This is a genomic window from Lentzea sp. NBC_00516 (genome assembly GCF_036346835.1).
Classification (GTDB): domain Bacteria; phylum Actinomycetota; class Actinomycetes; order Mycobacteriales; family Pseudonocardiaceae; genus Lentzea; species Lentzea sokolovensis.
Window position 1 is genome coordinate 271,534 of record NZ_CP107840.1, and the last position, 26,009, is coordinate 297,542.

Consider the following 26,009-nt stretch of genomic DNA (forward strand, 5'->3'; position numbering starts at 1 on the left):
TGAACCTGGGTGTGCTGTTTTTTAAAACGAACGAGATTTCCGCCGTGATTTCTTCGATCGGGATATCATTCGCATCCCCACCAGCGCGAGCGCGAGCACCCCGATGGCGGCGAAGAAGACGCCGTTGTTGTCCCCGAACACGCCTTGCTCGGCGGTGCGGGTGAACCTGGTGCCCTCCGGCACGGTCGGGATCACGCCGTCGGTCGGGTTCGCTGACTGGTCGGCAGGCTGGTCACCTGTCGCGTCCGGTGCCCCGGTGTTGTCCGCAGGCGGCGGTGGCGCGAGTGGCTGTGGTGACTCCAGTCCGGCGAAGTCGACGCGACCGGTCTCCTCGAGCACCTTCATGTGGTCGAAGACGGTGATCATCGCTTGCGTGGAAAGGATGCGGATGAGCTCGTTCTTGGTGCCCGCCCGGATCTGCGCGGCATAGGCGTAGACCTTGCCGTGCGCCGCGCGGAGCCGGTTGGCGAAAACGGCGTCGAACTCGTCGCCGTTCGCCGCGTCCATCTCGGCGAGCCAGCCCTTCTGCTCGTCCGAGGCCTCCGCGGGCAACGTGTGGCCGAGCAGAACGCCCGCCCGGTTCACCACGTTGTCCAAGAGCGTGTGCCCCTCGATGAGGTGCTTGGAGGCCTCTTGGATCTTGGGCTGGTCGGCGCGCTTGGCCTTGCCCTTCTCGCCCGCGGGCTTCTCCCACAGCCCGGCCTGCTTGACCCGGTTCATGAAGTCCCGGTCGGCCGGTCCGAGCGGCCCCCACTGCGTCTGGACGACCTCGTCGCCCGTCCCGCCGCTGCCGGGCGGCGGGGTGGAGATGGGGGTGGACGGCGTCGTGCTGGGCTGGCCGACCGCGCTCCCCGTGTTCAGGAGCACCGCCAGCGCACAGCCGGCCAGCGCGACCATCAGTCGCGTCGGCTTCGCCAGATCCATGGAGAGTCGCACGACCGGGGATACGGCCAGGAATGGGAGAGCGCCTCAGTTCGAGACGTCTCCGTTATCGAAACGTTATCGCGGCGGCCGCAACCCCGGCCATGTCTGCGCCGAATGCCCCACATAGGGTCGTGAGCATGAGCAAGCGTTTTGTGGCGTTGGGGGACTCGTTCACCGAGGGTGTGGGCGATGACGACGCCAGTCGACCGAACGGTGTGAGGGGCTGGGCCGACCGCGTCGCCGACGTGCTGGGCGCGGCGGACCCCGAGTTCGCCTACGCCAACCTGGCCGTGCGCGGCCGGCTGCTGCCGCAGGTGCTGGGCGAGCAGCTCGAACGCGCTCTCGCGATGAAGCCGGACCTCGTCTCGCTCTACGCGGGTGGAAACGACCTCATGCGTCCGAAGGTGGACATCGACACGTTGATGCGCCGCTATCGCGCGGCCGTCGCACGGTTGGTCAACGCGGGCGCGCGCGTAATCCTGTTCACGGGCGTCGACGGTGGTGACGACCCGGTGTTCCGCAAGATGCGTGGTCGCGTGGCCATCTACAACGAGCACGTGCGCGCGATCGCCGCCGAACACGACTGCGTGCTGGGCGACATGTGGAACATGCGGCAGCTGCGCGACCGCCGCATGTGGTCCGCGGACCGGCTGCACCTCAACTCGCTCGGGCACACCGAGGTCGCGATCTCCGTTCTGGAGGGCCTGGGGGTCGAGCACGCGCTCGAGCGGACCCTGCTCGGCGTGGCTCCGCTGGTCGACCGTCGCGCGCGGCGGGCAGAGGACTGGCAGTGGGCCCGCGAGCACGTCGTGCCGTGGGTGATGCGGCGGGTGCGCGGGGAGTCCTCCGGGGACGTGATCCGGGCGCGCCGTCCGGAGCTGCTGCCGCCGTCGTAAGTAGAACGTGTTCCTTGGTGTGGTCGCTTCTAACGAGGCGACCGCGCTTTGGTGACGGCTTTCCGCGCGATTCTTTGCAGATAGAACGCGTTCTAGAAGTTGCTTGGGTCTGGATGGATGCAGATCCCTAACGTCAGTGCGCATGCGTCGCAGGACCGCACTGATCGCACTCACGATCTGCGCGTTGCTCGCCGGATGCGGAAGCAGGCTCACCGACGAGCAACGGGCCGCACTCGTCGTGCCTCAAGGAGGAACGGCAGGCACTCAGGACGGCGTGGTGACCGGCGAGGACGGCGCCGTGTCCGAGGGCACCGCGGAGCAACCGGGCGCCGCGAACCCGCAGGAGCCGAACAAGCAGCCGAACCCGCCGGGCAGCATCGCGGGCGGGTGCCAGGGCACCGGCGGCGCCACGGACAAGGGCGTCACGGCCGGCGAGATCACGATCGCCAACATCTCCGACATCAGCGGCCCGGTGCCCGGCCTCTTCCAGTCGGCGCAGCAGGCGACCAAGGCGTTCGTCGAGTACTTCAACGCCACCCAGGGCTCGGTGTGCGGCCGCAAGCTCAAGCTCGTCTCGTTCGACTCCCGCACCGACAGCGGCGGCGACCAGCAGGCCACCTCCCAGGCCTGTGAGCAGGCCTTCGCGCTGGTGGGCTCGATGTCGGCGTTCGACCAGGGCGGCGGACCGGCGGCGGCCGGGTGCGGCATCCCGGACCTGCGGGCCTCGACCGTCACCGCGCAACGCCAGCGCACGGCCGTGAGCTTCGGTGTCGCCTCGAACGTCGTGAACCTCGTGTCGTCGGCCGGGCCGGACCTGGTCAAGTCGAGCTTCCCCGGCGGCATCAACGCCGCGGCGTACCTCTACCTCAACGCCGACGCGAGCGCGCAGAACGCCAAGAGCATGCAGAAGGCGGCGGAGGCGCGCGGGATCAAGTTCGTCTACTCGCAGGCCATCGACATCACCGACGTCAACTACGCGCCGTACGTGGCGAAGCTGAAGGAGACCGGCACCAAGATCGTCTACTGGATCGGGTCGGCGCAGTACGCGGTGCGGTTGCAGCAGGCCATGCGGCAGCAGGGGTACACGCCGGAGGCGTTCATCACGGACCCGTCCGCCTACGACCCGCAGTACATCAAGCAGGGAGGGGCGGCGGTCGACGGCACCGTCGTCTACACCAACGGCGCGCTCTTCGAGGAGTCGAACGCCCAGGTGGCGCTGTACAAGCAGTGGCTCGGCCGGGTGGCTCCCGGAGCGGCGCCCTCGTACTTCGGGATGTTCGCCTGGTCGGCGGCGCGGTTGTTCGTCACCACGGCCGCGAAGGTCGGGCCTCAGTTGACCCGCAAGGCGATGCTGGAGGCGGTGCGAGGGGTGCACGACTTCACGGCCGAGGGGATGGTCGCGCCGCAGGACGTCGGTGGCAAACGCACCTCGGCCTGCATGACGCTCGTGCGGCTGAAGGGCGGGGCGTGGTCGCGGCTCGCTCCGGCGTCCGGCTACTCGTGCGGCACGTTGATCGACACGGGGGTGGGCGGATGACGGCACTCCTCGCCTACACCATCTTCGGCCTGGTCACGGGCGGCGCGTACGCCGTCGTGGCCGGCGGTCTCGTGCTGACCTACAGCACCTCCAAGGTGTTCAACGTCGGTCACGGCGCGATCGGCATGGTCATGGCGTTCCTCTACTGGGAACTCGCCGAGAACCGCGGCCTGCCGCAGTGGCTCGCGTTGCTGCTCGTGGTGGGGGTGTGCGCGCCGCTGTTCGGGCTGGTGATCGAGCGGTTCATCATGCGACGGCTCGCGGGCGCGCCGGTCGGGATCACGCTGGTGGCCGGGGTCGGCGTGCTGGTCGGGCTCATCGGGGTGGCGCAGGTGATCTGGCCGCCGCAGGCGCGGCCGGTGCGGCCGTTCCTCGACCAGCTCGGCGTGCACATCGGGCAGTCGTTCGTCAGTGGGCACGACCTGGTGACGCTGGCCTGCGCGGTGCTCGTCGCGGGCGGGTTGTACGTGCTGCTGAACCGGACGCGGACCGGGCTCGCGATGCGGGCGTGCGTGGACGCACCGGAACTGGCCGCGCTCTACGGGACGCGGCCTCACCGGCTCTCGGCGCTGAGCTGGGCGATCGGGTCGGCGCTGGCCGCGCTGGGCGGGATTCTGCTGACGCCGGTCGTGCAGCTCGACTACGTGACGATGACGTTGCTCGTGATCACCGCGTACACCGCCGCGCTGGTCGGGCGGTTGACGAGTCTGCCGTGGACGTTCGCGGGCGCTTTGGGACTCGGGCTGGTGCAGTCCTACGCCGTCGCCTACCTGCCGTCGTCGCCGTTCTGGATCTCGTTCCGGGCGGCGATTCCGGCGTTGCTGCTGTTCGTCGTGCTGCTCGCGATGCCGCAGTCGCCGTTGCGCATCGGCGGCGTCAGAGGGACGCGCGGGGTGGCTGTGCCGAACGCGCTGACCACCGGTGTGGGCGCCGGGCTGTTCGCGGGGGTGGTCGTCGCGCTCGCGTTGCTGGTGGACTCGGTGGTGGCCGGGCAGCTCGCGCTGGCGCTGGTGTTCGGGATCGTGCTGCTGTCGATGGTGCTGCTCACCGGGTACGGCGGGGTGGTGTCGCTGGGGCAGTTCACGTTCGTCGGCGTGGGCGCGGTGACGGTGGCGCGGCTCGGATCGGCCTCTCCGCTCTCGTTGCTCATCGGGGCGGGGGTCGCGGCGGCGGTCGGAGCGCTGATCGCGTTGACGGCGTTGCGGGTCAGCGGGTTGTACCTGGCGCTGGCGACGCTGGGATTCGCGCAGCTCATGGACAAGCTCGTGCTGCAGTCGCCGGTCGCGTTCGGGGTGCGGGGCAGTCTGCAGGTGCCGCGGATGGTCGAGTCCGCGACGGGCCAACTGTTGCTGGCCGCGGGTGTGTTCGTGCTGGTCGGGATCGGTGTGCTGGCCGTCCGGCGCGGACGGCTCGGGCGGCGGATGATCGCGGTCAAGGACAGTTCGGCGGCGTGCGCGACGCTGGGGTTGAACGTGCGCTGGATCCGGGTCTGGGTGTTCTCGCTGTCGGCGGCGATCGCGGGACTGGCGGGCGGGTTGTTCGCGCAGCTGCGGGAAACCGTTGCCGCGAGCGACTTCCAGCTGTTCAACAACCTGCCGTTGCTGCTGTTCGCGGTGATCGCGGGCGTGACGTCGGTGTCCGGCGCGTTGCTCGGCGGGGTGCTGCTGATGCTGCTTCCCGTGCTGCAGAGCGGCTTCCCGGCGTTCGCAGGGGTGGCGGTCGTGCTGCTCGGCGTCGCTGCGGCCGGGCTCGCGCGGGATCCGAACGGACTGGTCAGCTGGGGTTTCCGGGCCTGGTCCTGGCGGCGCGCATGAGCACGTTGCGGGTGGAGGGCGTGACGGTCCGCTTCGGCGAGGTGACCGCGGTCGACGACGTGTCGCTGGTCGTCGAACCCGGGGTCACCGGGCTGATCGGGCCCAACGGCGCGGGCAAGACGACGTTGTTCGACGTGATCAGCGGCCTGCGGAAGCCGTCGTCCGGCCGGGTCACGCTGGACGACGCGGACATCACCTCGCTCGGCCCGCACCAGCGGTCCAGACTCGGTGTCGCGCGGACGTTCCAGCGACTGGAGGTCTTCGGGTCGCTGACGGTCTCGGAGAACGTCCTGGTGGCGCTGGAAAGCAGGCGGCGGCCAGCGAAGCTCGCGCTGGAGTTGCTGGAACGGGTCGGGATCGCGGAGTTCGCCGGAAAACAGGCCGACACCGTCCCGACCGGCGCCGCGCGCCTGCTGGAACTGGCTCGCGCGCTGGCCACCGACCCGGTGTTGCTGCTGCTGGACGAGCCGTCGTCCGGGCTCGACCGCGCGGAGACCGACGCGTTCGGCTCGCTGTTGCAGGAACTGAGCGCGGAGGGCCGTTCGGTCGTGCTGGTGGAGCACGACATGGATCTCGTGATGGGCTACTGCGACCACGTGCACGTGCTGAACCTGGGGCGGCTGCTGGTGTCCGGAACGCCGGACGTCGTTCGTGCACATGAGGGTGTCCGGGAGGCGTATCTCGGATGATCGATCTGACGGACGTCCACGCCGGCTACGGCCGGATCGAGGTGCTGCGCGGGGTGTCGCTGAACGTGCCGCGCGGGACCGTCACGGCGTTGCTGGGCCCGAACGGCGCCGGCAAGTCGACGCTGGTCAAAGTCCTCAGTGGACAGCTGCGGGCCACGTCCGGCCACGTCCACCTGGGCGGCGTGCACGTCAACGACGCCGCGCCCGACGAGCTGGCGCGCGTGGGCCTGTGCACGATCCCGGAAGGCCGCGCGATCTTCCCGAACCTGACCGTCGCGGAGAACCTCCGCTTGATGCGCGGAGACGCCGACGTGGTCTACGCGCGATTCCCGAAGCTCAAGGCGCGCCACCGGCAGCTCGCGGGTTCGATGTCCGGTGGCGAGCAGCAGATGCTCGCGTTCTCCCGCGCGCTGATCACCGACCCGGCCGTGCTGGTGATCGACGAACTCTCGATGGGACTGGCACCGGTGATCGTCGCCGAGCTGTACGAGGTGGTGGGGGAGTTGGCTCGCTCGGGCGTCACGATGCTGATCGTGGAGCAGTTCGCCGAGACCGCCTCCGCCGTCGCCGACCAGGTCGTCGTGATGAAGCACGGCGAGATCTCCGCCGATTCCGACCTCGCCACCGTCTACTTCGGAGGGACGTCATGAGGTACGCGCTCGTCCTGCTGCTCCTCCTGCTGTCCCCGGCGCCCGCTCGGGCGTCCGACATCGGCGGCTTCACGCTGTCCGCCCACGCCGCACCGGTTTCCGTGCTGCTGCACACCGATCTCATTCCGGTGCCGGCCGAACCGCAGGGAGAGGTGCACCTCTCCTACACGCAGACCGAACTCGGCGCGGGCCCGATCGGCCGGTCGGTGGCCAGTTCCCTGTGGCCGGGTGCGGCCGTGGGCACCGGTCTGCCGCAACTGCTCGGCTTCGCCTACCCGGTGCAGGCCAACGCGGCGCACCCCGGTGGCCCGGCCGACCAGTCCCAGCCGGGCATGCGCGCCGCGGCCGGCGCCGCCAAAGCAGAGTCCTACGCGGGCGCCAAGCAGGAGGTGCCGTTCCTGCTGACCGCCGACGGCCTGTCGTCGAGCAGCGTCAGCGCGGTCAGCGCGTCCGAGGCCCGTTCCACGGCCGTCACGTCCGCGCAGACGATCTCGCTGCTGGCCGGCGTGGTCGTGATGTCGGGGGTCCGCTTCGAGTCCGTGGCCGTCAGCGACGGCAGCAAGGGCAGCGGCACCAGCACGTTCTCGGTCGCCGAGTTCACCGTGCTGGGCCAGAAGTTCCCGGTCAAGGCCCCGGACGCGCCACCGGACGGGCTCCTGAAAGCGTTGGAACCACTGGGAATCACCCTGACCTGGCCCACGGCGGCCACGAAACTCGAAGCCACGTCGGCGACGTCCTCCAGCCGCGGCCTGACCCTGACCGTCGACGTGCTGGCGTTGCGCACCAAGCTGGGCCTCGGCGGCATCCTGGACGGCGTCGTGGCCCCGTTGCTGCCCAAGGAACTCGCGCCGCTGCTCAACCCGCTGCGCAAGATGGTGGTGATCGTCGGCGACACCGAGGCCGTCGCGAACGCCTCCGTCTCCGCACCCCTGACCCCACCAGACGCACCGGCACCGGTCGTGCCCCCGCCGCCTTTGGCTGACGCACCGCCACCTCCTGGCCTGGGCACACCTCCGGTCGCGGGCGTGAACCCGCCATCGAAGTCGGTCACCCCGGTCGCCTCGGCCCGCACCAGGCCGCGCTCACTGCTCGACTTCCCCGGCGTACCGGCGCTGCTGGTGCTCACCGGCCTCGGGGTCGCCGCGGCGGGAGCGTTCGGCATGAAGTCGTTCGGCACCTTCCTGCTGGGCGGCGCCCCCTGTCCCTCCGGACACCCGACCGGTGTCCCCGACCTGCGGGTGAACCCATGACGATCCAGGACCGGCGCCGCGCGAAGATGCGCAGCGGACTCGGCCTCGTCGGCACGATGCTGATGACGGCGGGCATCGCGGCGATCCTCTTCGCCTGGTGGGGCGTCGCGCACACCGGGTACACGTTCGAGCAGATCCCTTACGTCGTGTCAGGCGGGATCCTCGGGGTCGGGCTGATCGGGGTCGGCGGGTTCCTCTACTTCGGATCGTGGCTCACGAAGCTCGTCGAGGAGCAGCGGCAGGCGACCTACGCACTTCTGCAGTTGCTGGAGGAGCGCGACCGGGAACGGGCGGAGCGGGTCTAGCCGCCTGCGATGATTCCGGCGTGATCGGGTGGTTTCGGCACTACTTCGCCGACGAGGACGTCTGGTTCCACTACGAGGTGGACGACGAGGGGTGGGTCTGCCGTCAGGTCGATCTGCGCGGCACGGACCTGAGCCCGCTGACAGCGGCGACGCTGGCCGAGGTGCTGCACGCACGGGACACCGGTGGCCTTGAAGCGGTGATCGCGTACGAGAAGAGGTTCGGCGTCCTGGCCGAGGGCGCCGCGTCCGAGGAGGAAGTGGGAGCCTGGCCCGGCGTCGAGGAGATCTCCGCCGGCGAGTTCGAACGTGTCTGGACGACCGCCCGCGAACACCTCGAACGAGCCACCTGAGGCGGTCCCGGTCGCGGTACCGGTTTCGCCCACGTCAGGGACTTTCGTCAGTGGTCAACTGACAACCATGTCAAGTGGACTGAGCGTGAGAGCGTTCCCTCGAAACGCCCTGACGAGGGCGAACGATGTCCGGTTCATCCCCTTGAACAGGTGGTTTAGACCAGTTAACGTGCCTGCCATCACGTACCCCCTGCACGTGAATGGAGCACCATGAAGAAGTTTCGCTGGCAGATCCTGACCCTCGGCCTGGCGATAGCCACCGTGGTCGGAGGCGTTGTCGCCGCGCCCGCGAGTGGCGCGTCGGGCGTGACGGCGGCGTTCACCAAGACGTCGGACTGGGGCAGCGGCTACGAGGCCAAGTACACGATCTCCAACAGCGGCGGGTCCGCGCTCTCGTCGTGGACCGTCGAGTTCACGCTGCCCAGTGGGCAGTCGATCGCGTCGCTGTGGGACGGCAGCTATGCCGCCAATGGCCAGAACATCACCGTCCGCAGCACGTGGAACGGCAACGTTCCGGTCGGTGGCAGCACCAGTTTCGGCTTCACCGTGAAGGGTTCCGGCGCGAGCCCGTCCAACTGCACGGTCAACGGCGGTTCGTGCGACGGCACCGGTAACCCGCCGACGACCACCACCACCACCACGACGACGTCGAACCCGCCGTTGCCCGGCAACGGACGGGGCGCGCCCTACCTGTACCTGGGCTGGGGCGACCCGCAGAACGCGACGCAGGTCATGAAGGACACCGGCGTCAAGTGGTTCACGCTCGCGTTCGTGCTGTCGAGCGGCGGCTGCAACCCGGCGTGGGACGGTCAGCGTCCGCTGACCGGTGGCGCCGACCAGACGACGATCAACGCCATCCGCGCGGCCGGTGGTGACATCGTGCCGTCGTTCGGTGGCTGGAGCGGCAACAAGCTGGGCCCGAACTGCTCGACCCCCGAGGCGCTGGCCGGCGCGTACCAGCAGGTCATCAACGCCTACGGGCTCAAGGCGATCGACATCGACATCGAGAACTCCGACGAGTTCGAGAACACCGTCGTGCAGGACCGGATCATCACGGCCCTGAAGATCGTCAAGCAGAACAACCCCGGCATCCAGACGATCGTCACCTTCGGCACGTCGACCACCGGCCCGAACTTCTACGGCAACCGGCTGATCGACCAGTCCAAGGCGCTGAACGCGAACATCGACGTGTTCACGCTCATGCCGTTCGACTTCGGCAGCTCCAACATCCGCACCGACACCATCGGCGCGGCCACGGGGCTGAAGAACAAGCTCAAGTCGACCTTCGGCTGGAGCGACGCCGAGGCGTTCAAGCACGTCGGCATCTCGGGCATGAACGGCCTGTCGGACCAGCGCGAGCTGACCACGGTCGACGACTGGACCGCGATCCGCGACTGGTCGAAGGCCAACGGCCTCGGACGACTGGCCTTCTGGTCGGTCAACCGCGACCGCGGCGGCTGCGACGGCCAGGTGTCCGCGGGCTGCTCCGGCATCCAGCAGGCCGACCTGGCGTTCACGAAGATCACCGCTGGTTTCTAGCCACGTCAGGTAGGTGACCGGCTACGGGCCGTCAGTGCCATTTAATCGGTGGCACTGGCGGCCTAGTCTGGTGCCATGCGACGACGACATTGATCTTCAACTGATCTGACCCGAACCGCGACGGCGTATGCGTGGTGTTCGCACCTCATCCCCATCTACGCGCTGTACGCGTTGCTCTTCGCCGACCGCGGGCTGTCCGACGCCCAGATCTCGGTGCTGCTCGCCATCTGGTCGCTGACCGCGGTGGTCTTCGAGGTGCCGTCCGGCGCTCTCGCCGACCGGTTCTCGCGGCGCGGTTCCCTGGTGGTCGCCGGTGTGCTGCAGGCCGCCGGGTACGGCGCCTGGGTGCTGTTCCCGTCTTTCTGGGGCTTCGCGGCCGGTTTCGTGCTGTGGGGTCTCGGCGGAACGCTGACCTCGGGCGCGTTCGAAGCCCTGCTGTACGACGGGCTGGCGGCCAACGGCGACGAGGACCGGTACGGACGGCTCAACGCCCGTGTCGACACGATCGAGCTGATCGCTCAGGTACCGGTCGCGGTCGTGGCCACCGCGCTGTTCTCCTTCGGTGGCTACGAGTTGGCGGGCTGGGCGTCCGTCGCGATGTGCCTCGCGTCGTCGGTGATCGCGTTGAGGTTCCCCGAACCTGAACGCGGCTCCGAGGACGATGACGAGCCCGGCTACTTCGCGACGCTGAGAACCGGTCTGCGCGAGGCCATTCCGATCAGACGTGCCGTGCTGGCAGTGGCTCTGGTGTACGCGCTCGACGCGTTCGAGGAGTACTTCACGCTGCTGGCCCAGGACTGGGACGTGCCGACGGTGTGGGTGCCGATGGCGACGATCGGCATACCGCTGATGGGTGCGGCCGGCGCCTCGCTGGCTGGACGACTGCCCTTCCGCGGCTGGGTGCTGTTCGCCTCCGGTGCGCTGCTGATCGTGGCCGCGTGGCTGGCGGTGCCGCCGGCGATCGTCCTGCTGGGACTGTTCTACGGCCTGTACCGGTTCGTGCTGGTGCACGTGGAAACCGAGCTCCAGCACCGGATCGAGTCCGATTCCCGTGCGACTGTCACGTCCGTGGCCGCGATCGGCTCGGAGTTCGTGGCGTTCGCGGTCTACGGACTGTGGGTGCTGGGCTCGGCCATCGCCATCGGTGTGCTGGTCCTGGTGGTGGCGGTGGTGATCCGACGCCGATGAGGCTCAGTGGGGGAGTGCGCGGCGAGGGCGTCGGTCATCGATGCCCTCGCGGTACTCCTCGATCGCGAGCGCCACGTCGAACGCCGTCCGCGTGTTCTCCAACGCCGGCAGGTAGTGCACGCCACGGGCCAGCGCGTCCAGATCCACGCTGAAGTACACGCCCATCAACGGGTTCACGAACAGCTCGCTGCCCTCGGTGCGGGTGGTGAACTGCACGTTCCCGAACTCGCCGCGCAACGAGGCCGCGATCTGCCCGTTCACGATGCTCGGCGACAACGGTGTCGCGTCCTGCGCCTGCTGCACCGCGGTCGTGTAGGCGCGGGCCTCGTGGCTGTCCGACGGGATCGACAACGCGCCGAGGTAGGAGCCCTGCTTGTCCAGTGCCGCCAGGTTCTCCAGCACGTGCGCGTGGCACACGCCGTGGTGCGCGTCGATGCCGAACCCGAGGCTGGTCACGATCTTCACGATGCCGTCGATGCCTGTCACGGCGGCAAGGCTCGTCATGTCCTCGGTGGGCGTGCCGAGGTGCTGTTCGTCGCCGCGCAGCAGGATGTCCGTGCCACCGTCGACGAGCACGACCGCGTCGATGGCGTGCTTCTCGATGATCGTGCGGTAGGCGCTGCGCAACGGGCGCACGCCCATGCGCGGGAACGCGTAGACGGTGTCGTTGAGGAATCGCGCGAGCTCGCGTTCGGGGAAGTACGCGTCCTCGCCGGAGGTTTCCGGTGCGACGGCGGCAAGTCCGCGCTCCAGCCACGCGTCGAGGTCGAGGCGTTCGAGGTCGCTGAAGCTGAGGCTGGCGTAGTGCACGCGCTTGCCCTGGCCGCGCAACGCGACGCCGAGCGGGATGCCGGCGAACACGTCGAAGCCGCCGCCCGCCCCGGCGATCAGGACGTTCTGTGCGGCGTGGAGTCTGGCGAAGAGCGGCGGTGTGGCAAGGCTGAACACGCCGCCGACCCTAGCTTTTCGACGTCCGCGGTGCTGCTGACTTTCACGAGCAGGCGGTCGGGTTGCCACGCCAGACCCTCGTCGAGTCCGGTCGCCAGCACGCCGATCCTGGGATGCGCGGCCTGGTCGCGGTACCGGGCGACGTGCTCGGTCTGGTCGGCGAACACGAACAGCCCGTCGTCGTGCTCCGCGGCCAGATCGGCGATCTCGGGCGACCGCGTGCAGGCGTGCCAGAGGTAGGGCCGGTCGGGCCACAGCGCCTTCAAAGCCAGGTAGTGCTCGACCGTCAACGGCAGGCTGTACTCGATCTCCTTGCCGAACCAGCCGAACACCCTCGCGGTGTTGCCGCGGCCGAGCACCAGGTCGGTCCTGGCGGGGGCGAGGAGGGCGAGCGTGGCGTACTCGGCGGCGAGCCGGGCCGGGTCGTTCGTGGTGATCAGCGTGGTGGCGGTGGACAGTCGCAGAGTCGTCCGAGCCGCGATGTGGGCGAGGAGCGTGGCGGGACAGGACGAGTTGTAGGGCGGGTTGTGGTGCTCGCCGACCGCGAAGACGTCGAGACCTGCCTCCTCGGCCGCGATCGCCAGGGTGACGATCTCCGAAGGCTGGAGGCCGCCCGCGGTGAAGACGCCGATCTGCACGTTCCTCAGTGTGCTCGCAGGAAGTCGGCGAACGAACGCAGACCCGGGTGGAGGGCGCGCAACGCCTCGATGTCGACGGGCGGTTCGGCGCGGTCGCGGAACACCTTCCGCAACTCCGGATCGTCCACCTGGAACTGTTCGTACTCGACACCCATCAGCCCGGCGATCTCCACCGGTGTCAGCAGGTCCCCGGCCAGCGTCAGCGACGAGCCGACGAACCGCGCCGGGTCGGCGAAGACGTGTGCGGCGATCGCGCCGATGTCGTCCACCGCGATCAGGTGGTAGCGGACCGACGGGTGCAGCAGGTGCCTCAGCTTCGGCAGGCCCGGCGCGTACAGCCCGTCCATGAACGTCGTCGGCCGCAGCACCGTCACGGGCTGGCCGACGTCCGCGATGTGCCGCTCGACCTCCCACTTGCTGTCGAACGACGCGACGCCCGTCTCAGTGGCCGCGTCCACCAGCGACGCGTACACGAGGTGCGGGACACCGGCGGCCAGCGCGGCGTCGGCGACGTTGCGGCCCCATCGGGTCTCCACGGCGGGGGAGTAGCCCTGCGGAGAGCGCGGGTCGTGCGGCGCGGGCTGCACGCTGAACACCGCACCGGCACCGGCGAAGGCCCGCGTCAACGAGTCCGGAGAGCCCTGATCAGCGACGACGGTCGAGGCGCCGGGTATCTGTGCCGAAGGGTCGCGGCTCACCGCGCGGACCTCCCAGCCCGCCGCGACGAGGTGCCGCGTCACGGCACCGCCCTGTTTGCCGGTCGCCCCGAGCACCGCCGCGATCATTTCTGCCCCCAGAAGGTTTTCTACAGAACTATCACGGATCCGGGGGCGGTGCCGCCACCTGGCCGATTCCATCGGGCCGGGCGTAACGCCAGGATCTTCCGAACAGATCAAACTGCACAAGCTGGACATCCGCGGAGGCCACCGTGCTAGTCGTACAGATCTTCCTGCCGCTGGCACTGGGCCTGGTGATGTTCGGACTCGGTCTCACCCTCACGGTCGCGGACTTCGCCAGGGTCGCCAAGTACCCCAAGGCCGCGGTCATCGCGCTCACCTGCCAGGTGATCATCCTGCCCGCGATCTGCCTCGGGCTGGTGCTCGCGTTCGGGCTCAAGGGCGTGCTCGCGGTCGGCATGATGCTGCTCGTCGCGTCGCCGGGCGGCACGTCGGCGAACCTCTTCAGCCACCTCGCAGGCGGGGACGTGGCGCTCAACATCACGCTCACCGCGATCAACTCGGTGCTCGCGGTGTTCACGCTGCCGCTGGTCGTCGGCCTGAGCATGGCGCACTTCATGGCGGACAGCGCCGAGGTCGGGTTGCAGCCGGCCAAGTTCGTGCAGGTGTTCGCGATCGTGCTGGTGCCGGTGGCGATCGGCATGCTGGTGCGGCGCAAGTTCGAGGCGTGGGCCTTGAAGATGAACGACCCGGTGCGCATCGCGTCCGTCGTGGTGCTGGTGCTCGTCATCATCGCGGCGATCGCACAGGCCTACCAGCAGCTGATCGACAACATCGGCACGCTCGGCCCGGTGGCACTGCTGCTGAGCATCTTCAGCCTGCTGATCGGCTACTACGTGCCCAAGGCGTTCAAGGTCGAGCGCAAGCAGGCGATCGCGTCGGCGATGGAGATCGGCATCCACAACGCCACGATCGCGATCACGCTGGCGCTGACCGTGCTGAACGACGAGACGATGGCGATCCCGCCCGCCGTGTACGGGGTGCTGATGTACCTGCCGGCGGCGGTGGCGGCACGGTTGTTGTCCCGCACCAAGGCTGTCGTCTAAAGCTGTTGCGGTGGTGGTTAGGTTGATCGTGACATGCGTTCAACCTCAACCACACTGATGGCGGCCGTGCTCGTTGCCGCAACCGCTGTTCCCGCCCACGCCGCGGGAATCGTCCGCACCGACACCGGATCTGTGTCGGGAACCATCATCGACGCCCAGCGCTCGTTCCAGGGCATCCCGTTCGCCGCACCGCCGATCGGGGAGAACCGCTGGCGCGATCCGCAGCCCGCGAAGCCCTGGCAGGGCGTCCTCAAGGCAGACAGGCCCGGTCCTCGTTGCGAGACCGACGAAGACTGCCTGTACCTCAACGTCACCGCGCCGGCCCACGCCACGAACCGCCCGGTCATGGTCTGGATCCACGGCGGCAGCTTCACCAGCGGCGCCGGCTCCGACTACGGCGCAGACCAGTTGGCGCGCAACGGTTCTGTCGTCGTCACCCTCAACTACCGGCTCGGCGCGTTCGGGTACTTCGGCTTCCCGGGACTCGACGGCTCCGGCGCGTTCGGCCTGCGCGACCAGCAGGCCGCTCTCGGCTGGGTCCAGCGCAACATCCGCCAGTTCGGTGGCGACCCGCACAACGTCACGCTGTTCGGCGCGTCGGCGGGCGGGCTGTCGACCTGCGCGCAGCTGACCTCGCCTAAGGCTCGCGGCCTGTTCCACCGGGCGATCATCCAAAGTGGACCGTGCCAGTTCGGCGTCCCGGCGGGCGAGAACAACGTCCAGCACACCTGGGCCAAACGCGAGGACGTCGAACGGGCCGGTGCCCAGGCATCGGGCTGTGCCGACATCGCGTGCCTGCGCCGGCTCACGGTCGAGAAGGTCAGAGCGCTGACACCGCAGTTCTCATCGCCCGCGTACGGCACGGAAGCGTTGCCGGAGAACCCGATCACGGCGCTCCGCGAAGGCCGCTTCCACCGGATCCCGGTGCTCGCGGGCACCGCGCGCGACGAGTTCTCGGTGTTCGCCGCGATGTTCTACCCACCGCTGGACGCCGCCGGATACGAGCAGGCGCTGGTCGACGGCTTCGGCGCGGCCAAGGCGCAGCGGATCCTGGCCGCCTACCCACCGCGCGGTGGCGACGAACGAGTGCCGTTGTCCGCTGCGCTCTCGGACATGACCTCGGCCTGCCCGACCGCCGAACTGCGCGCGCAGACGCACGCGTTCGGCTACGAGTTCGCCGAACCCGAGCCGCCGATGATCTTCCCGGGCATGCCGGACTTCCCGTACGGCGCCTACCACGGCTCGGAGCTGCCGTTCCTGATGCGGTACGCCGGCGTCGAGCTCGCCGGGAAGCAGCAGAAGCTCTCCGAGGAGATGGTGCGGGTGTGGACCCGGTTCGCGCGGACCGGACATCCCGGCTGGGCACGCCAGGACGTCCGGCTCTTCGCGACCGAGCCGGTTGCACCGATCGATCACCGATGCGACCTCTGGCGTTAACCGCGGCCTGACCCGTCGCGTGTTAGACCATGGGCCATTCGGAGGTGAGCCCATGTTCCCGTTGCTGCGGACAGCCGTCCGCGTCGAGCCCCTCCACGGGGAGGGGCTCACCAACGTCCTGCACCTCGTCACCCTGGCCGACGGGCGCAAAGCCGTGCTGCGGCAACCCAAGGTCGCGCGCGACCTGCCGAAGTTCGTCGTGCCCGGCGCGCCGGAGGTCCTTGCGCACAACGGACGCGGTGACGTGCTGGTCGAGTATGTCGAGGGCCGGACGCTCGCGGACGCCCTGCCGGTGTCCGAAGAGGTCTGGCACAGCATCGGCCTGGCGTTCCGGAAGATCCACCACGTCGGCCTGCTGCACAACGACGTGAACCTCCACAACATCATTGTCGGAGAAGGCAAAGCCACGCTGATCGACTGGGACAACCCCGGCCAGGGCAACCCGCTCGACGAGCTCGCGGCGTTCGAGGAGCACCTCTACCTGCACGGAACCGTGCTGCCCCAGGCGTTCTGGATCGGTTACGGGACCCGGCCGGACCCTGCCCTGCTGCGGGTGCACCGGATCGCGGGCTGCATCGGCTGGCTCGCGAGCGAGGACTGGCAGGAGTGGGAGGACGACCGGACACTCCGGCCCGAGTTGCTGGCCAGGGTCCGGAACTGGCGGCGACTGCTCGCGCAGTGGCTCGCCGACCAGCTCCGGACCGCCATCCTGGAAAGTGACGGTCTAGCGACTGAGGTTGCGGTACTTCAGCACCGACAGCGGCCAGAAGATCGCCACGAACACCGCAGGCCACAGCACAGCGAGTAGCAACGAGTTCTGCGCGGCCCACGAGTCGCCGCCGACACCGGGGTTGCCGAACAGCTCCCGCGCCGCCGCCACCGTCGACGACAGCGGGTTCCACTCCGCGACGACCCGCAGCCAGCCCGGCATCAGCTCCGGCGAGACGAACGTGTTCGCGAACATCGTCAGCGGGAACAGGAACATCCACGACGCCTGCGCCGCCTCCGGCTTGACCAGCAGGCCGAGGTAGATGCCCACCCAGACCAGCGCGAACCGCAGCCACAGGAACAGCGCGAACGCCAGCAGCGCGTTGAACAGCCCGTCGTGGAACGACCAGCCGATCACCAGCCCGCACAGCGCGAGCACCAGCAGTTCCAGCGACGAGTTCACCAGGTCCGCGATGCTGCGCCCGGCCACGACGCCGGTCTGCGACATCGGCGAGGCGCGGAACCGATCCGTGACGCCGCGGTCGGCGTCCATCGACACCATCATGATCGTGCTCGCGACGCCGAACGCGATGGTCTGGCCGAACATGCCCGGCAGCAGGAACTCGATGTAGTCGCCGCCGCCGAAGACGTTCATCGCGCTGCCGAACACCAGCCCGAAGATCAGCACCGAGATGATCGGGTAGGCGAGGTTCGCGAACACCCTGACGGGCTCGCGCACCCAGTGGATCAGGTCCCGCCTGGCGACGATCCACGAGTCGACGGCCGCGTACCTCATGCCCGCACCTCCGAGACTGCCTTGTGGCCGGTGATGGCGAGGAAGACGTCGTCCAGCGTCGGTCGCCGCAGCGCGATGTCCTCGGCCTCGACACCGTGCGCGGCCAGCGCCGACGTCACCCGCGTCAGCGCCGCCACCTGGTCGGCCACCGCCGCGCTGACCCGGAACGTGTCGGCGTCCACCTCGGCGTCCGGTCCGAGGACGTCCCGCACCACCGGCAGTTCGTCGGCGTTGCGGACCACGACCTCGATCCGGTCGCCGCCGAGCTTGGACTTGAGCTGGTCCGGCGTGCCCTGCGCCGCCACCCGGCCGGTGTCCATCACGACGATCTGGTCGGCGAGCTGGTCGGCCTCGTCCAGGTACTGCGTGGTCAGCAGCACCGTCGTCCCCTCCGCGACGACCCGCTTCACCTCCCGCCACACCTCGCCGCGGTTGCGCGGGTCGAGGCCGGTCGTCGGTTCGTCCAGGAACAGCACCGACGGCCTCGTGATGAAGCTCGACGCCAGGTCGAGGCGCCGCCGCATGCCGCCCGAGTACAGCTTGGCCCGCTTGCCGGCCGCGTCGGTGAGCCCGAACTGCTCCAGCAACTCGTCCGCCCGGACTTCGGCCTGGCGCTTGCCCAGGTGGTAGAGCCGCCCCCACATGACCAGGTTCTCCCTGCCGGTCAGCACGTCGTCGACGGTGGACTGCTGACCGTTCAACGCCACCTGCCGGCGCACCGCCGGCGCCTCCCGTGCCACGTCGTGGCCCGCGACCTCGGCGCGGCCGCCGTCCAGGCGCAGCAACGTCGCGAGGATGCGCACCGCCGTGGTCTTGCCGGCGCCGTTCGGGCCGAGCAGCCCGCAGACCGTTCCGGCCGGCACGGCCAGGTCGAACCCGTCGAGCGCCGCCTTCTTGTCGAACATCTTCCGCAGGCCTTCCGCGAGCACCGCGTGTCCCACGCCTTCACCCCCACAGCTAACTGCTTATGTTGTACACCGGGTGTACGTTGTACACGGTTCTAGGATTCACATGCAAGCGGTTGTGAACGAGGGGGTTGGGTGAAGAGCGATCGGGACCGGAGCGTGCGGCTGCTGTGGGAGCCGCCGGCCGAGCCGACCAGGGGGCCGAAGGCCGCGCTGAGTCAGTCACGGGTGGTCGAGGCGGCCATCAAGGTGGCCGACGCCGAGGGGGTCGAGGCGCTCACCATGCGCCGGGTCGCCGAGACGCTGGGCTTCACCACCATGTCGCTCTACCGGCACGTGCCGGGCAAGTCCGAGTTGCTGGACCTGATGGTCGACGCGGTGTGGGGCGAGACCGAGCACACGCCGCGGGGCCCATGGCGGGCCGGGCTGGAGTTCTTCGCACGGCAGATGTGGGCGATGTACCGCGCGCACCCGTGGATGCTCCAGCTGACGGCGTCGCGGCGGATGCCCGGCCCGCAGGCCATGACGCGCCAGGACGCCGCCTACGCCGTGGTGTCCGAGTTGGGGCTGGCGACCGAGGAGATCGTGGCGGTGGCGACGGCGGTGTCCCACTTCGTCGTCGGCGTCGGCCGGACGATGGCGGACCGCGTCCAGGCCGAACGGGAGACCGGCGTGTCCGAGGAGGACTGGTGGAACGGCAGGGAGGCGCTCTGGGAGCACTTCACGCCTGACCGGCTGCCGATGATGACCCACATCTGGAACTCGGGCGGCTTCGAGCGGATGCTCGACGACTTCGAGTTCGGTCTCGCCAGGGTCCTGGACGGCCTCGCGGTGTTCATTGAGACGGAGGACCGGCCGCTGGTTCGTCCACAGACGTGCCTGTAGCATTCGAGACACCTTGAGTCGTCCGATCGAGTGAAAAGCGCAGCTCAGGCAGGGCCGGAACCGTAGTTGGGCGGTTACGTAATGCCATTGTTATGCGCAATCAGAATGAACTCGTTCGCAAGCTGAACCGACCACTCCTATCTGCCCGTTTTCCTTCGTGACACCGTTTCGCCGCGGGGGTCGAATCGGGACGACGAGGAGGTCGTATGACAGCTGGCGCGCACGACGCGGTCACCCTTGGCTGCTACGCGCTCGGCGTTCTGGACGCGCACGAGAGTCTTGGCGTGGAGCAGCACCTTCGGGGCTGTCCGTCCTGCCGTGCGCAGGTCGCCGACTTCCATCGGATCCGCACAGCACTTGACGACGTGCCACGTGAGGCATTTCTGCACGAGCTCGAGGACGACCTGCCCATGCCTTCGGACCTGCTGCTGCAGCGCACGCTGCGGCAGATCAGGCAGGAGTCGGTCATTCCGCAGCAGCGGGAGTCCGCCCCACGCCCGAGAGCGAGTCCTCCACTGCCAGTGGAGGACCTCCCCGAACCGCAGCACGCCAGGCCACGGCGCTGGCCGGGCTATCTCGTCGCCGCGGCTGTCGCCGCGGTGGTCGCGTTCGGGGGTGCGGCGGTGTTCATGCAGAACCAGGCACCGCAGTCGACGATCGCCGGACCTCGCACGGGCGAGGGCAAGGCGAACGGCGGCATCGAGCTGAAGGCGAACATCGCGCCTTCGTCTCAGGACCGGTACATGGTCACGGCCGAGGTCAACGGCCTGCCCGCACTCCAGAAGTGCAAGCTGGTCGTGATCGGCAAGGACGGCTCCAAGACGGAGGCGTTCGCCTGGACCTCGTCCGAGAAGGCGAAGGCCGAGGGTGCCACCGTGCGAGGCGTGGTGAGCGTCCCGCCGGACCAGGTGCAGTCGATCGCGGTCGAGAACACCGAGGGCAAGCAGTTCGTGGTGGCGAACCTGTAAGGACGGAAACGGACGAAGGCCCCGGATTCTTCAAGAATCCGGGGCCTTCGACTTGCATTGGTGTAATTAGACCGCCTGCAATGTCAGCCAGGCGCCGACGACGATGACCATCGCGGCTGTGCCGACAGGTGCGTAATGCGACAACATGCGGGTGGCACGGCCGTCCAGGATTCTCTCGACGCGTTCCCGCGCCTTCACGAGCAGCAGGCCGACCGCGGTGAGCGTGCCGGCCATGCCGATTCCGTAGCCGAGGACCAGCAGGACGCCGAACCACGTGCGGCCCAGGGCCATCGCGCCCAGCAGGACCACCAGTGCGGACGGCGAGGGGACCAGGCCGTTGGCCGCGCCCATGCCGATGAGGCTCGCGCGGCTGTACCCGTGGCCGTGCCCATGACCGTGTCCGTGGCCATGACCGTGCCCATGTCCGTGGCCGTGCCCATGACCGGTCAGAGCACCGGCGAGCGCGGGTTCGCGGGTCGTCGACAGGGCCGAGCGCAGCAGCATCACGCCGATCACCGCGATCAGCAGGCCGCTGACCAGCCCGAGCCAGCGCAGCACCTGTTCACCGGCGAACGCGCTGGAGGCACTGATGATCAAGCCGAGGATCAGCACGCCACCGGTGTGCGTGGCCGTGACCGACGCACCGACGATGAACGCGTCCTTCGGCGTGCCCTGACGACCGGCCAGATAGGCCGCGATGAGCGTCTTGCCGTGACCGGGCAACGCCGCGTGCGACGCGCCGAGCACCAACGACAGCAACAACGCCAAAAACCCGAGCCACGGCGTGAGGTCGTCGCTGCCCAGGATGTCGTTGAGCTTGGCCGCCGTGACGCTGAAGGACTGGATGGGGGAGCCGGTGGCCTTCTTCGGCTCGGACCCGGTGCCCGGTTCGGCGCTGAACGCGACGGAGCGGACGTCCATCGGACTGCTGAGCAGGTCCTCCGGGTACGTCCGCAACTCGTCGCTGATGCTCTCGGTCGGCACCGGAGAGTCCGCGATCCTGATCCCGGTGCCGGCGGCGGTGATCTCACGCCAGCCGACCCGGTCGGCGTTCGACTCGTCGTGGAACTCGAGCCTGGCCGGCCGGTCCAGGTCCACCCTGGCGGTGAACTCGCAGACCAGCCGGGTCGTGCTGAGATCGGCCTGGCCGACCGGATGCTCCTTGGTGGAACTCGCCAGCGTCCAGGAGATCTGCCGCCCGTCCACAGTGGAGCGATCGGTGCGGGACACCTCGTCGCACCACTGCTTCGCGTCGCGGGTCTTCAGGTTCTCCTGCAGCGTCGGGATCTCCGCCACGTCGACCACGGATCTGAGATCGATCCGGTCCGGGTGCAGGTGCAGCCCGTGGTAGTGGTTGACGCTGAAGTTGCCCAACGGGTGGGCGGACGCCTCGCCGTTGATGAAGAAGATGCCGGCGAGCAGCAGCGCCGCCACCAGGACGGGCCGCACCACCCAGTTGGACAGACTCACCGGCCGCCTCGAAGCTCCGCGAGCTTGCGGCCGGCCTTGAGCGCCTGCAACGGGGAGAAGTTCGCGTTCAGCCGCAGCGCCTGCACCAGAGCCTCCTGGGCCTCAGCGACGCGGCCGAGAGCGGCCAGGATCATGCCGCGGTGGTAGGAGAACGTGGCGTTCTGCCAGCCCATCGCCACCGCGCGGTCGGAGTAGTCCAACGCCTCGGCGTCCCTGCCGTTCACGTGCAACGCCCAGGCCATCGCGTCGGCCACGAAAACGCTCTGCCGGCGGCTCCACTCGGTTTCCGCACGGCGCAGCGCCTGCATGCCATCACCGCGGTCCGCGGCGACGAGGGCCGCGGCCAGATCGTCGGAAGCACCCTGGGACTCCATCAGCCGTTGCTGCTCGGAAAGGACGTCGTACTGCCGCGCGGCCTCATCGGTGCGGCCGTTGGCCTCCAGCAGTTCCGCGTACTCCTGCAGGTACTGGGGCAGGGGAGCGCGGGCCACCAGCCTGCGGTAGCTCTCGATCGCCACCGGGATCTCGCCCCGTGCCGCCGTGATCTTGGCCATGCCTTGAGTGAGAGTCATGTCGTCTCCTCTCGCCGCCAGTCCCTGCTCGTAGTGCTGAGCGGCTTCGTCGAGCCGGTTGTGGTCGAACGCGAGTTCGCCCAGCCGGTAACGGCAGAACGCGATCTCCTCGGGCGTCGTGGCGGCCTTCAGCGCGCGCTGCATCGCGTCGCGGGCGCCGTCGACGTCACCGTGGAGTTCGAAGTGGAAGGAAGCGCGGGCGAACGACGCCGTGTTGGGCTTGAGATCCAGCATCTTCTGCACCGCGTCCTGCGCGCCCGCGTCGTCGCCCAGTTGCGTCAACGCGTCCGCCAGCACGCCGTACGCCTCCGAGGAGGACGGCAATGCGGTGATGGCCTTCTGAGCCCAGTCGCGGGCCGTGGGGAAGTCGTGGCGGGAGTTGGCCAGCGTGCCCATGCCGATCGCGGCCAGGCCCGTGTCACCCGCGTTCTTCAAAGCGCCTTCGGCTTTCGCGTAGTACGCCGGATCGGCCGTGACCCGTGCCAGTTCCACATAGGACGAACCGAGCCTGGCCCAGGAGTCCTTGTCCTGCGGAAGCTCGTGCAGCCGCTGCTGCAGCTGGTGCACCACGCGGTGCATCTGGTTCTGCTGCGCCACCGCCGGAACAGGGGGAGCAGGGGGCGCGCCCCCGGCCCTGCTGTCGGCAGGACCGGAGGCGGCGAGGTAGGCAAGCGCCGCGGTGACCAGGAGAACCACCGCGACGGCCTGCCGTTGCTGGTACTTCACTTCGAGTGCGACCCGTACTTGCGGATCGATGCCTGGCGCTTGCGCCACAGGAAGAAACCGGCGCCGAACACGAACGCCGAGCCCACCGCGGTGGTCATGGCCATCGGGTCGATGTTGCCGATCTTGCCGACCGGGTTGACCGCGACCTCGGCCGTGGTGCCGGAGGCGTTGACGGCGGTGCCGTTGCGCGGCAGGCCGACGTACGGGAAGTTCGCCTCGAAAGGCTGGTCGTTCGCGTCCACCTTGTCACCCGTGGCGAGCGCGTCGACGAGCTTGCCGGACGCCGCAGCACCCTCCATCGCCTGAACAGCGATGTCCACCACGTCGTCGGTCAGCCGCCGGCCGTTCGGGAAGCCCTGCGTGTCACCCGCGAGCAGGCCCAGGCGGTTCGGGTTGGCGTTCGGGTCGATCATCATGTTCAGCCGCAGCATCTCGGACGGGCGGAACCGCCGCGCGTCCACGTCCGCGTTGTTGACCTGCGAGTTCAGGTCGGCGTTGATCTGCGCGCCGAGCTTCTTCGTGATGCCGGTCAGGAAGATCTCGGCCAGGTCGTCGCGCTGACCCTGCGGTGCCGGGATCTTGTAGATCGCCTCGATGAGCTTCGGCAGCTCCGGGTTCACCACCCGGTCGACGAGCTCCTTCACGCCGGCGTCCTGGTCGGGGCGCAGGCCGTTGAACGCGTCCTTGAGACCCGCGGGGGCCACGACCTCGTTCACCAGCGGGTTGCCCAGACGCGAGACCTGCACGAAGTCGCCCTGCGGCTCCGCCTTGCCCGGCGAGAGCTTCAGGCTCCGCTTCTGCGTGGTGCTCCAGATGCCGATGTTCGGGTTGCGGTGCACGTCGTTGCGCAACGCCAGCGCCTGCTTGGGCAGCTGGATCGCGATCGTGTTGACGTTGTAACCGCGCAGCGTGTCCTGGCCGACCTCGCTCAGGTTGCCGCCGTAGAGCAGGTCGAACACCCGCAGGTCGGCGAAGAACGCGTCCTCCGACGGGCCCACGTAGATCTTGCCGCCACCGGCGACCTGCGTGATCGCCTGGTCGCGCAGCTTCTTGAAGTCCGGCATCGACGCCGGGCCGTTCGGGGACGGCGCCACCGGGGCGTTGTCGGCGAGCTTGACCTTCTGGCCGTTCTGGTAGATCGCCTCGAGGTCGTAGCGCTGACGGAACAGCAGGTTCTCGTCGTCGAGCGAGTCCACGACACCGTTGGAGTACAGGAACGTGTTGTTCTTGCGCCGGTCGTCGTTCTCGAACGTGAACCGCAGGGTGACGTCAGGCTTGGCGTCGCCGTCGCTGTCGACGTTGAAGTCGTACTGCGCGTCCTCGGCCCACGGGAAGAAGTTGGGGCCACCGTTGGGTTCCTGGAACCCGGACCAGTTGCCGACCAGCGTCACGGTGTCCTTGTGGTCCGGACTCACGAACGCGTACAGGTCGGTGTTGTCCACTGCCGGGTCGCCCGCGATGAGCGGAGCCTCACGGTGAGACGACGCCGTGGCGTTCGTACCGCCGAACATGGCCGCGTTCAGCAGTGTGGCGGCCACCAGCGCGGCCGCAGCCACCTGGCCGCGCCGACCGCTGAGGGCGTGCGGTGATGACATTTGTGGGCAACCTTTCGGAGATGAATACAGGGTGCTGTGCGTTCGTTCAGGCGCTGTGCATGAGCAGCGACGGTTCGCTGGAATGGCTGGAATGAACGGCGTGGCTTGTCCACCTCGCCTGGGTGAAGTCGCGGATGCCCTCGACGAGCCGTTCCACGTCCTGTTCGGGGCGGACGACCAGCCGGGCGAACTTGCTGGTCATGCCGAGCTTGTTGCCGCATTCGCGGATGAAGACCTGGTGCTTGGCCAGCAGGTGGTCGCGCAGTTCGCGGCCGTCCATGCCTCCGCCGAGCTTCACGAACAGGAAGTTCGCCTGCGACGAGTAGACGGTCAGGTCCGGGATGCGCGAGAGCTCCATGCCCATGCGGTACCGGTCGCGGCTCAGCAGCCGCAGGCTCTCGGCGTACTCCGCCTCGTGCTCGGCCAGCATGAACACGACGGTTTCCGCGAGAGAATTGAGGTTCCACTTCGGCAGCGTCTTGCGCATCTTCCCGGCCAGTCCCGGGTTCGCGACCAGATAGCCGAACCGGATGCCGTGCAGGCCGAAGTTCTTGCCGAGGCTCTTCAACACGACCACGTTGGGCCGGATGGACGCCTCGGCCGCGACCGACGGATTGCGCTCGACCTCGACGAAGTCGATGAACGACTCGTCGATCACGATCAGATCGAGGTCGGACAGCTCGTCCATGAACCGGATGATCTCCCGGCGCGGCAGGTAGCCGCCGTCCGGATTGTTCGGGTTGCAGATGACCGCGACCCTGCTGCCCCGCGTGCGGATGAACTTGATGTACTCGTCGATGTCGAGCTCGAAGTTGTTGCTCTCCTGGAGCAGGAACATGTCGACGCGCTTGTTGCTCTCCATCGGCTGGTCGGTCCAGCGGCCGAAGGTGGGGATCGGGATGGCGACGCTCTCGTGGATCCACAGGTGGTCCATCCACGTGATGAGCTCGGTCGAGCCGTTCGACATCGCGAGCGTCGCCGGGTTCAGCCCCAGCACCTTGGAGAGCTGGTCCGCGATCTTGCTGGAATCGCTCGGGTAGAACTTGAGGATCGACTCCAGGTTCTTCGACAGTTCTTCGAACATCTCCGGCGTCGGGAAGTACGGATTGCACGGGATGCAGAAGTCGACGAGCTCACCCGCACCCGTCCGCGACAACTCGAAGTAGGACGGGCTGTGCGCGGTCTGCTGGAAGAGACCCGAGTCCACACCATGCCGCACGCGACCACTCCGTCCTTCGATCCGGTTCCGACACCGGGGCATACGTGCCGACGTTCATCCCGGTTCACGGGTCCGTTTCGGGAAGGTCTCGGAACGGTCTCGCGCGCAACCTCGGCCTGTGCCGTCGCCGACCTGCCTCTCCGGCGGCCTCGCGTCCACTTAGGACAGAAGAACTGACCTGATCCGGCCTCTGGGATTGGCCGCGCACGTGCCCGGG

25 protein-coding genes are annotated in these 26,009 nt (G+C 68.6%); 15 read left to right on the plus strand and 10 right to left on the minus strand.

Annotated features, from left to right (window positions below):
• Positions 1–21 precede the first annotated feature (21 nt).
• Positions 22–924: a DUF4142 domain-containing protein gene (locus tag OG205_RS01275; protein ID WP_330274351.1), complete on the minus strand. Its 903-nt coding sequence runs from the start codon at positions 922–924 to the stop codon at positions 22–24.
• A gap of 137 nt (positions 925–1,061) precedes the next feature.
• Here OG205_RS01275 and OG205_RS01280 point away from each other — a divergent pair, with 137 nt between their 5' ends.
• The 10 genes from OG205_RS01280 (at position 1,062) to OG205_RS01325 (ending at position 11,142) form a co-directional block, all read left to right on the plus strand.
• A complete protein-coding gene (locus OG205_RS01280; RefSeq protein ID WP_330274352.1) occupies positions 1,062–1,820 on the plus strand; it encodes an SGNH/GDSL hydrolase family protein in 759 nt (252 codons plus the stop codon).
• A gap of 142 nt (positions 1,821–1,962) precedes the next feature.
• Positions 1,963–3,357: an ABC transporter substrate-binding protein gene (locus OG205_RS01285; RefSeq protein ID WP_330274353.1), complete on the plus strand. Its 1,395-nt coding sequence runs from the start codon at positions 1,963–1,965 to the stop codon at positions 3,355–3,357.
• Positions 3,354–5,171, plus strand: coding sequence for an ABC transporter permease (locus OG205_RS01290; protein ID WP_330274354.1), 1,818 nt, complete (start codon positions 3,354–3,356; stop codon positions 5,169–5,171). The genes OG205_RS01285 and OG205_RS01290 overlap by 4 nt, the downstream gene beginning before the upstream one ends.
• On the plus strand, positions 5,168–5,860 hold the full coding sequence (locus OG205_RS01295; RefSeq protein WP_330274355.1) for an ABC transporter ATP-binding protein: 693 nt from the start codon (positions 5,168–5,170) through the stop codon (positions 5,858–5,860). The genes OG205_RS01290 and OG205_RS01295 overlap by 4 nt, the downstream gene beginning before the upstream one ends.
• A complete protein-coding gene (locus OG205_RS01300; protein WP_330274356.1) occupies positions 5,857–6,510 on the plus strand; it encodes an ABC transporter ATP-binding protein in 654 nt (217 codons plus the stop codon). Before OG205_RS01295 ends, OG205_RS01300 begins: the two co-directional genes overlap by 4 nt.
• Positions 6,507–7,760 carry a choice-of-anchor P family protein gene (locus OG205_RS01305; RefSeq protein WP_330274357.1) on the plus strand — a complete coding sequence of 418 codons (1,254 nt, stop codon included), beginning with the start codon at positions 6,507–6,509 and terminating at the stop codon, positions 7,758–7,760. Before OG205_RS01300 ends, OG205_RS01305 begins: the two co-directional genes overlap by 4 nt.
• Positions 7,757–8,065 carry a hypothetical protein gene (locus OG205_RS01310; RefSeq protein ID WP_330274358.1) on the plus strand — a complete coding sequence of 103 codons (309 nt, stop codon included), beginning with the start codon at positions 7,757–7,759 and terminating at the stop codon, positions 8,063–8,065. Before OG205_RS01305 ends, OG205_RS01310 begins: the two co-directional genes overlap by 4 nt.
• Positions 8,066–8,085: 20 nt before the next feature.
• On the plus strand, positions 8,086–8,415 hold the full coding sequence (locus OG205_RS01315; RefSeq protein ID WP_330274359.1) for a hypothetical protein: 330 nt from the start codon (positions 8,086–8,088) through the stop codon (positions 8,413–8,415).
• Positions 8,416–8,625: 210 nt separating this feature from the next.
• Positions 8,626–9,954, plus strand: coding sequence for a cellulose binding domain-containing protein (locus OG205_RS01320; RefSeq protein WP_330274360.1), 1,329 nt, complete (start codon positions 8,626–8,628; stop codon positions 9,952–9,954).
• A gap of 153 nt (positions 9,955–10,107) precedes the next feature.
• On the plus strand, positions 10,108–11,142 hold the full coding sequence (locus OG205_RS01325) for an MFS transporter (protein WP_330278079.1): 1,035 nt from the start codon (positions 10,108–10,110) through the stop codon (positions 11,140–11,142).
• 3 nt (positions 11,143–11,145) lie between these two features.
• Here OG205_RS01325 and OG205_RS01330 read toward each other — a convergent pair whose 3' ends face one another.
• Genes OG205_RS01330 through OG205_RS01340 form a run of 3 tightly spaced genes read right to left on the minus strand, consistent with a single transcriptional unit; the run spans position 11,146 to position 13,513 of the window.
• Positions 11,146–12,090 carry a DUF1152 domain-containing protein gene (locus tag OG205_RS01330; protein WP_330274361.1) on the minus strand — a complete coding sequence of 315 codons (945 nt, stop codon included), beginning with the start codon at positions 12,088–12,090 and terminating at the stop codon, positions 11,146–11,148.
• Positions 12,030–12,728: an LLM class flavin-dependent oxidoreductase gene (locus OG205_RS01335; RefSeq protein WP_330274362.1), complete on the minus strand. Its 699-nt coding sequence runs from the start codon at positions 12,726–12,728 to the stop codon at positions 12,030–12,032. Before OG205_RS01335 ends, OG205_RS01330 begins: the two co-directional genes overlap by 61 nt.
• Positions 12,729–12,733: 5 nt before the next feature.
• Complete coding sequence (locus OG205_RS01340; protein ID WP_330274363.1) at positions 12,734–13,513, minus strand: NmrA family NAD(P)-binding protein; 780 nt, start codon at positions 13,511–13,513, stop codon at positions 12,734–12,736.
• 143 nt (positions 13,514–13,656) lie between these two features.
• Here OG205_RS01340 and OG205_RS01345 point away from each other — a divergent pair, with 143 nt between their 5' ends.
• Genes OG205_RS01345 through OG205_RS01355 form a run of 3 tightly spaced genes read left to right on the plus strand, consistent with a single transcriptional unit; the run spans position 13,657 to position 16,756 of the window.
• A complete protein-coding gene (locus tag OG205_RS01345) occupies positions 13,657–14,511 on the plus strand; it encodes a bile acid:sodium symporter family protein (protein WP_330274364.1) in 855 nt (284 codons plus the stop codon).
• 33 nt (positions 14,512–14,544) lie between these two features.
• Positions 14,545–15,948, plus strand: a complete 1,404-nt coding sequence (locus OG205_RS01350) for a carboxylesterase/lipase family protein (RefSeq protein WP_330274365.1) — start codon at positions 14,545–14,547, stop codon at positions 15,946–15,948.
• Between the two features lie 52 nt (positions 15,949–16,000).
• Positions 16,001–16,756 (plus strand): lipopolysaccharide kinase InaA family protein, encoded by a 756-nt coding sequence (locus tag OG205_RS01355; RefSeq protein ID WP_330274366.1) that lies wholly within the window; start codon positions 16,001–16,003, stop codon positions 16,754–16,756.
• Here OG205_RS01355 and OG205_RS01360 read toward each other — a convergent pair.
• On the minus strand, positions 16,673–17,452 hold the full coding sequence (locus tag OG205_RS01360; RefSeq protein ID WP_330274367.1) for an ABC transporter permease: 780 nt from the start codon (positions 17,450–17,452) through the stop codon (positions 16,673–16,675). The two genes, OG205_RS01355 and OG205_RS01360, sit on opposite strands and share 84 nt — an antisense overlap.
• Positions 17,449–18,357, minus strand: a complete 909-nt coding sequence (locus tag OG205_RS01365) for an ATP-binding cassette domain-containing protein (protein ID WP_442916799.1) — start codon at positions 18,355–18,357, stop codon at positions 17,449–17,451. Before OG205_RS01365 ends, OG205_RS01360 begins: the two co-directional genes overlap by 4 nt.
• Positions 18,358–18,492: 135 nt before the next feature.
• On the opposite strand from OG205_RS01365, the gene OG205_RS01370 reads away from it, so the two are divergent.
• The gene (locus OG205_RS01370; protein ID WP_330274369.1) at positions 18,493–19,242 is read left to right on the plus strand and encodes a TetR/AcrR family transcriptional regulator; all 750 of its coding nucleotides are present in this window, start codon (positions 18,493–18,495) and stop codon (positions 19,240–19,242) included.
• 206 nt (positions 19,243–19,448) lie between these two features.
• Positions 19,449–20,210 (plus strand): anti-sigma factor family protein, encoded by a 762-nt coding sequence (locus OG205_RS01375; protein ID WP_330274370.1) that lies wholly within the window; start codon positions 19,449–19,451, stop codon positions 20,208–20,210.
• 66 nt (positions 20,211–20,276) lie between these two features.
• Here OG205_RS01375 and OG205_RS01380 read toward each other — a convergent pair whose 3' ends face one another.
• From OG205_RS01380 to OG205_RS01395, 4 genes are read right to left on the minus strand one after another with little or no spacing between them, the layout of a single operon-like run.
• Entirely contained in the window at positions 20,277–21,680 is a 1,404-nt protein-coding gene (locus OG205_RS01380; protein ID WP_330274371.1) for a nickel/cobalt transporter, read from the minus strand.
• Positions 21,677–22,978 (minus strand): tetratricopeptide repeat protein, encoded by a 1,302-nt coding sequence (locus OG205_RS01385; protein ID WP_330274372.1) that lies wholly within the window; start codon positions 22,976–22,978, stop codon positions 21,677–21,679. The genes OG205_RS01380 and OG205_RS01385 overlap by 4 nt, the downstream gene beginning before the upstream one ends.
• Positions 22,975–24,573: a DUF4331 domain-containing protein gene (locus tag OG205_RS01390; RefSeq protein WP_330274373.1), complete on the minus strand. Its 1,599-nt coding sequence runs from the start codon at positions 24,571–24,573 to the stop codon at positions 22,975–22,977. Before OG205_RS01390 ends, OG205_RS01385 begins: the two co-directional genes overlap by 4 nt.
• Before the next feature lie 46 nt (positions 24,574–24,619).
• Positions 24,620–25,792 carry a pyridoxal phosphate-dependent aminotransferase gene (locus tag OG205_RS01395; RefSeq protein WP_330274374.1) on the minus strand — a complete coding sequence of 391 codons (1,173 nt, stop codon included), beginning with the start codon at positions 25,790–25,792 and terminating at the stop codon, positions 24,620–24,622.
• Positions 25,793–26,009: the final 217 nt, after the last annotated feature.

Bases quoted from the DNA above. Each gene is read 5' to 3' on its own strand.
- OG205_RS01275 (WP_330274351.1), bottom strand. From the start codon at position 924: ATGGATCTGGCGAAGCCGACGCGACTGATGGTCGCGCTGGCCGGCTGT.
- OG205_RS01280 (WP_330274352.1), top strand. From the start codon at position 1,062: ATGAGCAAGCGTTTTGTGGCGTTGGGGGACTCGTTCACCGAGGGTGTG.
- OG205_RS01285 (WP_330274353.1), top strand. From the start codon at position 1,963: ATGCGTCGCAGGACCGCACTGATCGCACTCACGATCTGCGCGTTGCTC.
- OG205_RS01290 (WP_330274354.1), top strand. From the start codon at position 3,354: ATGACGGCACTCCTCGCCTACACCATCTTCGGCCTGGTCACGGGCGGC.
- OG205_RS01295 (WP_330274355.1), top strand. From the start codon at position 5,168: ATGAGCACGTTGCGGGTGGAGGGCGTGACGGTCCGCTTCGGCGAGGTG.
- OG205_RS01300 (WP_330274356.1), top strand. From the start codon at position 5,857: ATGATCGATCTGACGGACGTCCACGCCGGCTACGGCCGGATCGAGGTG.
- OG205_RS01305 (WP_330274357.1), top strand. From the start codon at position 6,507: ATGAGGTACGCGCTCGTCCTGCTGCTCCTCCTGCTGTCCCCGGCGCCC.
- OG205_RS01310 (WP_330274358.1), top strand. From the start codon at position 7,757: ATGACGATCCAGGACCGGCGCCGCGCGAAGATGCGCAGCGGACTCGGC.
- OG205_RS01320 (WP_330274360.1), top strand. From the start codon at position 8,626: ATGAAGAAGTTTCGCTGGCAGATCCTGACCCTCGGCCTGGCGATAGCC.
- OG205_RS01340 (WP_330274363.1), bottom strand. From the start codon at position 13,513: ATGATCGCGGCGGTGCTCGGGGCGACCGGCAAACAGGGCGGTGCCGTG.
- OG205_RS01350 (WP_330274365.1), top strand. From the start codon at position 14,545: ATGCGTTCAACCTCAACCACACTGATGGCGGCCGTGCTCGTTGCCGCA.
- OG205_RS01355 (WP_330274366.1), top strand. From the start codon at position 16,001: ATGTTCCCGTTGCTGCGGACAGCCGTCCGCGTCGAGCCCCTCCACGGG.
- OG205_RS01360 (WP_330274367.1), bottom strand. From the start codon at position 17,452: ATGAGGTACGCGGCCGTCGACTCGTGGATCGTCGCCAGGCGGGACCTG.
- OG205_RS01365 (WP_442916799.1), bottom strand. From the start codon at position 18,357: ATGTTCGACAAGAAGGCGGCGCTCGACGGGTTCGACCTGGCCGTGCCG.
- OG205_RS01375 (WP_330274370.1), top strand. From the start codon at position 19,449: ATGACAGCTGGCGCGCACGACGCGGTCACCCTTGGCTGCTACGCGCTC.
- OG205_RS01390 (WP_330274373.1), bottom strand. From the start codon at position 24,573: ATGTCATCACCGCACGCCCTCAGCGGTCGGCGCGGCCAGGTGGCTGCG.